The organism is Paracoccus sp. UBA5162 (assembly GCF_002413585.1).
GTDB lineage: Bacteria > Pseudomonadota > Alphaproteobacteria > Rhodobacterales > Rhodobacteraceae > Paracoccus.
In genome coordinates this window covers 1-9697 of record NZ_DHXG01000048.1, presented here as the reverse complement: position 1 = coordinate 9697, position 9697 = coordinate 1, and the positions used below count along the sequence as shown (strand labels likewise).

The following is a 9697-nucleotide window of genomic DNA, read 5'->3' as shown; positions in this document are numbered from 1 at the left end:
CTCGGCGTTCTGCGGCGCGGGCCGCTTGCGGGGCGCGTCGGGGGCAGAGGCCGTGGCGCCGGGCGCGCGCATCCGCACACGCTTGATCCGGCGGGGATCAGCCTCGACCACCTCGAATTCGACGCCCGAATCATGCGCGATCACCTCGCCGCGCAACGGAATCCGTCCGGCCAGCATGAAGATCAGGCCGCCCAGGGTGTCGATCTCGTCGTCCTCGTCGTCGCTGGCCAGCCGCAGCCCGGTCTCGGCCTCGACCTCGTTCAGCGGCGCGCGGGCCTGGATCAGCCATTGCGCCGGCTTTTCCTTTATCCACATCCGGCCCTCGGCCTCGTCATGCTCGTCTTCGATCTCGCCGATGACCTGTTCGATCAGGTCCTCGATCGTGACCAGGCCGTCGACGCCGCCATATTCGTCTATGACCAGCGCCATATGGGTCCGCTTCTGCTGCATCTGCTGCAACAGCACCCCGATGGGCATCGAGGGCGGCACGTACAGCATCGGTCGCAGCATCGGCCGCAGGGTGAACTTGCCGCCGGTCCCGAAGCCGTGCTTCAGCGCCAGATCCTTGAGGTGGATCAACCCCAGCGGGCTGTCCAGCGTGCCGCGAAAGACCGGAATGCGCGAAAAGCCGTGCTCGCGAAACATCTCGACCAGATCGTTCAGCGTGACGTTCAGCGGCGCCGCGATGATCTCGGCCTTGGGGATGGCCACGTCATCGACGCGCATCCGCCGCAGATTGACCATGCCGGGCGCGGGCTGGGCCACCGGTCGGTCGCCTTCATCGCCCGCCTCGTCCTCTTCCGATCCCGTCAGCGCGTCGAAGAACCGCCCGAAGAAGCCGCGCGACTGCGGCAGGTCGCGCCCCTCGCCGCCGACGCCATCCGCCTCGGAGGCGGCGTCGGCCCCAAGCGGGCGGGCGGATAATCGCGTTTCGGAGTTCATGACACTTTCTCTTGATAAGGATCGGGAATGTTCAGAATTGACAGGATCGAACGTTCGGACGCTTCCATGGTTTCCGCGTCGGCATCGTTCTGGTGATCATAGCCCAGAAGGTGCAACGTCGCATGAACCAGCAGATGGGTGACGTGATCGGCCAGCGGCTTGGTCTGCGCGCGCGCCTCGGCGGCACAGGTGTCGAAGGCGATGGCGATATCGCCCCATTCGTCGACCGCGGGCAGGACGGGGCGCGCGCCGGGTTGGTGCGGGGCGTGTTCGACAGATGGCCAGGACAGGACGTTGGTGGCGCGCGGCTTGCCCCGGAAATCGGCATTCAGCGCGGCGATGCGGTCATCGTCGCACCCCATCACCACGACCTCGCCGCCGATCCCGTGCCAGGTCAGCGTCGCCGCGACGGCGCGGTCGGCCAGGTCATCCAGCCCGGCCTCTTCCCATCGCTCATCCTCGATGACGCAGTCGGTTGCTATCTCGTCAGGCATCTCGTCGCATGGCACGTCGGGGCACATAGCTGCCGCGCGGCTCCTCTGTTTCGCCACGGGCGATGGCTGCCGCGTCCTCGGCGTCATAGGCGTTGATGATCCGCGCGACAAGCGGATGTCGCACGACATCCTTGGCGGTGAAATAGCTGAAGCTGATCCCCTTCACGCCGTCCAGAACCCGTTCCGCATCGACCAGCCCCGATTGCGTGCCGCGCGGCAGGTCGATCTGGGTGCGATCACCGGTGATGACCATGCGCGATCCCTCGCCCAGGCGGGTCAGGAACATCTTCATCTGCATCGTGCTGGCATTCTGCGCCTCGTCCAGCACGACGAAGGCGCTGGCCAGCGTGCGGCCGCGCATGAAGGCCAGCGGCGCGATCTCGATGCGCTTTTCCTCGATCAGCTTCTGCATCTGCTTGGCGGGCAGAAAATCGTTCAGCGCGTCGTAGAGCGGCTGCATGTAGGGATCGACCTTCTCCTTCATGTCGCCGGGCAGAAAGCCCAGCCGCTCGCCCGCCTCGACGGCGGGGCGCGACAGGATGATCTTGTCCACATTGCCGTTGATCAGCATGGTGACGCCGACGGCCACGGCCAGATAGGTCTTGCCGGTGCCCGCAGGGCCGATGCCGAAGGCCAGTTCGTGTTCGAACAGCGACCGGACATAGGCCTTTTGCGCATCGGTCCGCGGCTCGACCGACTTCTTGCGGGTGCGCAATTCGTAATTGCCGGCGGCGAACATCTCGATCTGTTCGACCGGGCCGGTTTCGCTCGGCTGGTCGATGCCCATGCGCAGCGCGGCCTCGATTTCGGGCAGGCCCACGGGCTTGCCCTGTTCCAGCCTGGCATAGAGCCCGCGCAACAGCTGCGCCGTCTCGGCCTGTGCCTCGGGGCCGCCGACCACCGCAAGCTGATTGCCGCGTCGCAGGATGTGAACGCCCAGGGCTTCCTCGATCCGCGCCAGGTGCCGGTCATTGGCGCCGCACAGGTCGATCAGCAGCCGGTTGTCGGGGAATTCCAGCAGGGTTTCGGGGGCGGCGGTCGTCACGGGGGGCGTCGGGGTCAGACCCAAATTTCTCTCCTGCTCAGGCATCTTTCCCTATGGTGGCGATCCGGGGGGATTCGCACAAGATGTCGCCGGGCGATTTCACGGCCTCGGTGCAGGCGCCGGGAAGGAATCGGCCGGAAAAGGCCGAAACCCGCCGCAGGCCGTGGCGCTTCACGTCCCGTCCGCCGGTCGATGCCCCAGAAAGTCGGCCAGCGGCGCAGCATCATCCATCCGCACCACCGGCCCGTCCCAGGCGATGCGGCCGTCCTGCAACAGCGCCACGCGGTCGCCGATCGCGCGGACCGAATCCATGTCGTGGGTGATGGTGATCGCGGTCGCGCCCGTCTCGCGCACGATGCCGCGGATCAGCGCGTTGATGCTGCGCGCGCGGATCGGGTCAAGTCCCGTCGTCGGCTCATCGAAGAAGATCACCGCCGGGTCATGCGCGATGGCGCGGGCCAGACCGACGCGCCTTGCCATCCCGCCGGACAACTCGGCCGGCATCAACCCGGCGGTTTCCGGCGGCAGTCCGACACGACCCAGACGCTCGACCGCGATGGCGCGCGCCTTGGCATCGGGCATGTGCTGGCGCAGGCGAAAGGCGACGTTCTGCCAGACATTCAGGCTGTCAAACAGCGCGCCGCCCTGGAACAGCATCCCGAAATGGCGCATGAAGTCGGGCCGCGCGGCGGCATCCAGCGGTCGGTCCTGCCACAGGATCGCGCCCGCATCCGGCGCCACCAGCCCCAGGATGCATTTCAGCAGCACCGATTTGCCGGTTCCAGACTGGCCGATCACGCACAGGCTTTCGCCCCGCTCGACACCGATCTCGATTCCGGCCAGCACCCGTTTCGGGCCGAAGCTTTTGGTCAGGCCGTGGACCCGGATCATCGGAAAAACAGCCCTGTCAGCGCGAAATTCGCCGCAAGGATGCCGACGGCGGCGGCGACGACGGCGGATTTGGTGGCCCGGCCGACGCCCTCGGCCCCGCGCCCGGACCGCATTCCGAACCAGCAGCCGCTGGCCGCCACGATCAGCCCGAAGGCGGCGCCCTTGATCAGCCCCGACAGCACGTCCCAGCGTTCCAGGTAGGCCCAGCTATTGGACAGATAGGCGGTCGAATTGAAGCCCAGCGATTGCGTTCCGACCAGCCAGCCGCCCATGATGCCGATGCTGTCGCCCACCGCCACCAGAACCGGAACGGTCAGGATCGCGGCCCAGAGCCGCGGCGTCACCAGCCAGCGGATCGGATCGGTGGACAGCGTGACCAGCGCGTCGATCTGCTCGGTCACGCGCATGGTGCCGATCTCGGCGGCGATGGAACTGGCGACGCGGGCGGCGACCATCAGCCCGCCCAGGACCGGGCCAAGTTCGCGCACCATGCCGATGGCAACGATGGCCGGGACCACGTCGCCCGCCTGGAAACGCGCCCCGCCGGAATGGATCTGCAGCGCCAGCGCCGCGCCGGTGAACAGGGCCGTCAGGCCCACGACCGGCAGCGACAGCCAGCCGATCTGAAGCATCTGGGCGGCAAACAGGCGGGCGTAGAACGGGCGCAGGCGGAACAGGCCGCGCGCGACGAACAGGGCCAGCGATCCGATGGCGCGGGTCAGGCCCAGGGCCTGCCGTCCGATCCAGCGGACCGGGTTCACAGATAGGTCCGGACATAGCGTTGGCGCAGCGCGGTCAGGATCTCGTATCCGATCGTGCCGGCGAAATCCGCAAGCCGGTCAACGGTCTGTTCGGGGCAGATCAGCTCCAGCGCGTCGGGCACCGTGGCCAGCGCCGTCACATCGGCCGTGATCAGATCCATCGAGACACGGCCGACGATGGGACACGCCACGCCACCGGCATAGAGGCTTGCCCCGCTGCCCGACAGCGCCCGCAGGATGCCATCGCCGTAGCCGGCATCGACCGTCGCGATCCGGCGCGGGCCGCTGGCGGTCCAGGTCGCGCCGTAGCCCACATATTCGCCCGCCTCGACCGGCCGCGTCTGGATTACCCGCAGCGACAGCCGCGCAACCTGACGGGCTTCCGCGAAAGGCATCCCGCCATACAGGCCGACACCGGGTCGGATCAGGTCGAAATGGTAATCCGGCCCCAGCAGGATGCCCCCCGTCGCCGCCAGCGACCGCGGCACGCCGCAGCCATCGGTCATCGCGCGGAAGGCGGCAAGCTGGGCGGCATTGGCGGGATGATCCGGCTCGTCGGCGCAGGCCAGATGCGACATGATGAAGGCGGGCCCGGCGGCCAGCGCCTCGGCCCGGATCGCCGCCCATTCGGCGGCTTCCATGCCCAGCCGGTTCATGCCGCTGTCCAGCTGGATCGCGAAGGGCTTGCCCGGTCGCATGGTCCTGTCGCGAAAGAACTGCTCGGCGCTGTTCAGCACCGGAACCAGCCCGTCCAGATCGGCGCCTTCCATGTGACCGGACAGGACGTTGATCGTCGCATCCGGGGGCAGATGCGGCCGGATCGCCCGTCCCTCGGACGCCAGGGCCACGAAGAAATCGCGACAGCCCGCAGCATGAAGCGCAGGCACCACCCGTCCCGCGCCCAGCCCGTAGGCATCGGCCTTGACCACGGCCGAGGCGCGCGCACCCGGCGCCTTGCCGGCCAGCGCCGTCCAGTTGGCCACGATGGCCGCAAGATCGATCTGCAAACCCATGATCCCGCTTTCCTCCAAGCCTCGCGCCGCGTCAAGGCCGTCCGTGATCGGCGGCATTTGCAGATTTGCATTTTCCGTAGCGGCACGCTGGTGTGGTTTGCAAATTTTCCCGAAACTTCTTTTATGCTCCGGCCGGGCGCGCTAGCGTTCCGCCACCGAACCGGAAGGGGCCGCGCGATGAAGGACATCTTGCAGGAACTGGAACGCCGCCGCAGCGAGGCGCGACTGGGCGGCGGGCAGCGGCGCATCGATGCGCAGCACAAGCGCGGCAAGCTGACCGCCCGCGAGCGGATCGAATTGCTGGTGGATGAGGGCAGCTTCGAGGAATTCGACATGTTCGTCGCCCATCGCAGCACCGATTTCGGGATGCAGGACGATCGCCCCTATGGCGACGGCGTCGTGACCGGCTGGGGCACGATCAATGGCCGCATGGTCTATGTCTTTTCGCAGGATTTCACCGTCTTCGGCGGCTCGCTGTCGGAAACCCATGCCCGCAAGATCTGCAAGATCATGGACATGGCGATGCAGAATGGCGCGCCGGTGATCGGGCTGAACGACAGCGGCGGCGCGCGCATCCAGGAAGGCGTCGCCAGCCTGGCGGGCTATGCCGACGTGTTCCAGCGCAACATCATGGCCTCGGGCGTGATCCCGCAGATCAGCGTCATCATGGGGCCCTGCGCCGGCGGCGCGGTCTACAGCCCCGCGATGACCGACTTCATCTTCATGGTGAAGGATACCAGCTACATGTTCGTGACCGGGCCCGATGTGGTCAAGACCGTGACGAACGAGGTCGTGACCGCCGAACAGCTTGGCGGAGCCAGCACGCATACGCGAAAATCCTCCGTCGCGGATGGCGCGTTCGAGGATGATGTCGAGGCGCTGTCGGAAATCCGCCGCCTGTTCGATTTCCTGCCGCTGAACAACCGCGACAAGGCCCCGGTCCGACCCTTTTACGACGATCCCGACCGGATCGAGGACAGCCTGGACACGCTGGTTCCCGACAATCCGAACCAGCCCTACGACATGAAGGAACTGATCGTGAAAATCGCCGACGAGGGCGATTTCTACGAAATCCAGAAGGATTTCGCCGGCAACATCATCACCGGGTTCGTGCGGATCGAGGGCCGCACCATCGGCGTCGTCGCCAACCAGCCGATGGTTCTGGCCGGCTGTCTGGACATCGACAGCAGCCGCAAGGCCGCCCGTTTCGTGCGCTTCTGCGATGCGTTCGAGATCCCGATCCTGACCTTCGTCGACGTGCCGGGCTTCCTGCCGGGCACGGGCCAGGAATATGGCGGCGTCATCAAGCACGGCGCGAAGCTGCTGTTCGCCTATGGCGAGGCGACGGTGCCGAAGGTCACGGTGATCACGCGCAAGGCCTATGGCGGGGCCTATGACGTGATGGCCTCGAAACATCTGCGCGGCGATTTCAACTATGCCTGGCCCACGGCGGAAATCGCGGTGATGGGCGCCAAGGGCGCGGTCGAGATCCTGTATCGCAGCGAACTGGGCGACGCCGACAAGATCGCGGCCCGGACCAGGGATTACGAGGACCGTTTCGCCAATCCCTTCGTCGCGGCCGAGAAAGGCTTCGTCGATGACGTGATCCAGCCACGCTCGACCCGGCGGCGCGTGGCCCGGGCCTTTGCCAGCCTGCGCGGCAAGAACCTGTCGAATCCGTGGAAGAAACACGACAACATTCCCCTGTAGGTTTCGGAATTTGCTCATGATGCCCATGTGCCTGAATGATGCGGGCCGGCCCCGGCCCGGCGGCTATCCGCCCAGCCCGAGACAGCCCCGCTGTCTGGCCGCGTTCATGGCGGCTATCATCGGCTGCGGGGAGACCCGTCAAGGTGCGCTCCCGGGCAGCCGGGCGCAGCCGCGCCCGCATCACAGGAGCAAGATGATATGTCGAAAAAGATCATTCTCGGCCTGGTTCTGGTCTCGGCCCTCGCGGCCTGCCAGCGTCGGGAGCCCGAAATCAACCTCTATACTCCGATGGACGGCGCGGTCACACCTCAGCCCGATTTCCAGGGCCAGTACGAAAACTGACACAGCCCTGCGCGGGCGGCCCCGCTGCCCGCGCGCGGTCGCGCCCCAAGCCTTGCGGAGGCGCGGAACATGCTGAAACATCGCGGTTTTCCAGGCCGTCTGCCGGGCACCGATTTCCAGTTCACCATTCGCCGCGAGAACCGCAGGCAGGGCGCGACGCCGATCACCCGGCGCGAACGATTCCGCGATCGCAAGGCCGCCGACCGGCGCGCCGATGCGGGCTTTCTGGCGGCTCTGATCCGGCATTTCGGCTCCGAACCCTTCGAACGCGGAAATCTGGACGCGGGACGCCTGGGCTGGCTGATCGGGCGCGAGGTCAAGGCGGTAGGCGATTTCGACCCGGCCGATTACGGCCAGTTGCTGCAGGTGGACATGGTAGCCGCCGAAGCCGCGTTCCCCGAGATCTTCGCGCCCGACGCCCTTGCCGCGCCCGGCTGGAACGCGGACGACATGGATGACGGGGACGAGGAATGATGGGCGATAAGCTGCTTGCCATTTTACCGTCACGCCCATGTCAATTTGACAGATCGGCGCACTGTGCCATAGTAGCCTCGCACGACCGAAACCCGGCTCGAACCCGAGTCACAGAAACAGGCAAGTTACCATGCAATCCAAACGTTTTGCCCGCCTTACGGGCGGTTCGCTTCTTCTCCTTTTTGTTCTTGCAGCCTGCCAGCAGGGCTACGGCACCGCGACTGGCCTGTCGCCGGATGCGCAGCGCGCGGCAGGGGGCGCCGTTGCGGGTGCGGTCATCGCCAAGGCGCTGGACGAGGATATCGCCACCGGCGCCGCGATCGGCGCGGGCGCGGGTGCTCTGTGCGACGACGCGGGCGTCTGCCAGCGACGCTACTGATACACGCAGATATGATGAACCGATCCGGCGCGGGTCACGTTGGATTTGCGCCAAAGAAACGACAGGATATCTGACATGCCGAAATTTCTCGCTCTTACGGCCCTGGTCGGCACAACCGCGCTGGCGGGCTGCACGCAGGGAATCAACCCGACCGACATGGATCGCGCGATCATCGGCGCAGGCGTCGGCGCGACCGCTGCCAGCGTCGGCGGCAAGAACGCCATCAAGGGCGCCGCGATCGGCGGAGCTGCCGGCGCATTGTGCGACGACGTCCGCCTGTGCCAGTAACTCTCTGACCACCGCGCGCACGCCGCGCGTCTGGCCCTGTTCGACCGTCCGCGACCTGTCCGTCGCGGGCGGTCTTTTCATGCCTGCCGTCCCGGAGCGCCCATGTTCAAGAAAATCCTGATCGCCAATCGCGGCGAGATCGCCTGCCGCGTCATCAAGACGGCCCGCAAGATGGGGATCGCGACCGTCGCGGTCTATTCGGACGCGGATCGCAACGCGCTGCATGTGAAGATGGCCGACGAGGCCGTCCATATCGGCCCCGCTCCCGCGAACCAGTCCTATATCGTGATCGACAGGATCCTGCAGGCGATCCGCGAGACCGGCGCCGAGGCCGTTCATCCCGGCTATGGCTTTCTGTCCGAGAACCGCAGGTTTGCCGAGGCGCTGGATCAGGCGGGTATTGCCTTCATCGGTCCGCCCGCCACGGCGATCGAGGCGATGGGCGACAAGATCACCTCGAAGAAGCTGGCGCAGGAGGCAGGTGTCAGCACGGTGCCGGGCTACATGGGCCTGATCGCGGATGCCGACGAAGCGGTCAGGATCTCGGGCGAGATCGGATACCCGGTGATGATCAAGGCCAGCGCGGGCGGCGGCGGCAAGGGAATGCGCATCGCCTGGACCGACGACGAGGCGCGCGAGGGTTTCCAGTCCTCGAAGAACGAGGCCGCCAGCAGCTTCGGCGACGACCGCATCTTCATCGAGAAATTCGTCACCCAGCCGCGCCATATCGAGATCCAGGTTCTGGCCGACCAGCACGGCAACGCGGTCTATCTGCATGAACGCGAATGTTCGATCCAGCGCCGCAACCAGAAGGTCATCGAAGAGGCCCCCTCGCCGTTTCTGGACGAGGCGACGCGCCGCGCGATGGGCGAACAGGCCGTCGCGCTGGCCAGGGCCGTGGGCTATACCAGCGCGGGCACCGTCGAATTCATCGTCGATGGCGAGCGGAACTTCTATTTCCTCGAAATGAACACCCGATTGCAGGTCGAACATCCGGTGACCGAACTGATCACCGGCGTCGATCTGGTCGAACAGATGATCCGCGTGGCCGACGGTCAGCCCCTGCCCTTCGCGCAATCCGATCTGAAGATCACCGGCTGGGCCATGGAAAGCAGGCTCTATGCCGAGGATCCCTATCGCGGCTTTCTGCCCTCGATCGGTCGCCTGACCCGTTATCGCCCGCCATCCGAGATCGCGGCAGGTCCGCTGAAGGACAGCGGCAACTGGGTCAATGACAACGAGGGCGGCGACAGCCCCACCGCCGTCAGGAACGATACCGGCGTCTACGAGGGCGGCGAGATCAGCATGTTCTATGACCCGATGATCGCCAAGCTCTGCACCTGGGCGCCGACGCGCGG

12 protein-coding genes are annotated in these 9697 nt (G+C 66.3%); 6 read left to right on the top strand and 6 right to left on the bottom strand.

Annotated elements, in window-relative coordinates:
* From B4A72_RS06920 to alr, 6 genes are all read right to left on the bottom strand, one after another.
* Positions 1–942: hemolysin family protein (locus tag B4A72_RS06920; RefSeq protein WP_292955588.1), on the bottom strand; the 942-nt coding region annotated here is incomplete at its 3' end.
* Positions 939–1436 carry an rRNA maturation RNase YbeY gene (gene ybeY, locus B4A72_RS06915; RefSeq protein ID WP_292955591.1) on the bottom strand — a complete coding sequence of 166 codons (498 nt, stop codon included), beginning with the start codon at positions 1434–1436 and terminating at the stop codon, positions 939–941. The genes B4A72_RS06920 and ybeY, both read right to left, overlap by 4 nt.
* On the bottom strand, positions 1429–2526 hold the full coding sequence (locus tag B4A72_RS06910; protein ID WP_292955594.1) for a PhoH family protein: 1098 nt from the start codon (positions 2524–2526) through the stop codon (positions 1429–1431). Before B4A72_RS06910 ends, ybeY begins: the two co-directional genes overlap by 8 nt.
* Before the next feature lie 126 nt (positions 2527–2652).
* Complete coding sequence (locus tag B4A72_RS06905) at positions 2653–3372, bottom strand: ABC transporter ATP-binding protein (protein ID WP_292978261.1); 720 nt, start codon at positions 3370–3372, stop codon at positions 2653–2655.
* Entirely contained in the window at positions 3369–4133 is a 765-nt protein-coding gene (locus B4A72_RS06900; RefSeq protein ID WP_292978260.1) for an MlaE family ABC transporter permease, read from the bottom strand. The genes B4A72_RS06905 and B4A72_RS06900 overlap by 4 nt, the downstream gene beginning before the upstream one ends.
* On the bottom strand, positions 4130–5146 hold the full coding sequence (gene alr / locus B4A72_RS06895; RefSeq protein ID WP_292978259.1) for an alanine racemase: 1017 nt from the start codon (positions 5144–5146) through the stop codon (positions 4130–4132). Before alr ends, B4A72_RS06900 begins: the two co-directional genes overlap by 4 nt.
* 177 nt (positions 5147–5323) lie before the next feature.
* Between alr and B4A72_RS06890 the strand changes: the two genes are divergently transcribed.
* The 6 genes from B4A72_RS06890 to B4A72_RS06865 all read left to right on the top strand — a co-directional run.
* Positions 5324–6856 carry an acyl-CoA carboxylase subunit beta gene (locus B4A72_RS06890; protein ID WP_292978258.1) on the top strand — a complete coding sequence of 511 codons (1533 nt, stop codon included), beginning with the start codon at positions 5324–5326 and terminating at the stop codon, positions 6854–6856.
* Between the two features lie 198 nt (positions 6857–7054).
* The gene (locus B4A72_RS06885; RefSeq protein WP_292978257.1) at positions 7055–7198 is read left to right on the top strand and encodes a hypothetical protein; all 144 of its coding nucleotides are present in this window, start codon (positions 7055–7057) and stop codon (positions 7196–7198) included.
* Positions 7199–7267: 69 nt separating this feature from the next.
* Positions 7268–7672 carry a hypothetical protein gene (locus B4A72_RS06880; protein WP_292952611.1) on the top strand — a complete coding sequence of 135 codons (405 nt, stop codon included), beginning with the start codon at positions 7268–7270 and terminating at the stop codon, positions 7670–7672.
* 130 nt (positions 7673–7802) lie between these two features.
* The gene (locus B4A72_RS06875) at positions 7803–8051 is read left to right on the top strand and encodes a hypothetical protein (protein WP_292952608.1); all 249 of its coding nucleotides are present in this window, start codon (positions 7803–7805) and stop codon (positions 8049–8051) included.
* A gap of 75 nt (positions 8052–8126) precedes the next feature.
* Positions 8127–8339 (top strand): hypothetical protein, encoded by a 213-nt coding sequence (locus B4A72_RS06870; RefSeq protein WP_292952605.1) that lies wholly within the window; start codon positions 8127–8129, stop codon positions 8337–8339.
* 102 nt (positions 8340–8441) lie between these two features.
* Positions 8442–9697, top strand: a 1256-nt coding sequence (locus B4A72_RS06865) for an acetyl-CoA carboxylase biotin carboxylase subunit (protein ID WP_292978256.1), incomplete at its 3' end; no start/stop codon positions are given.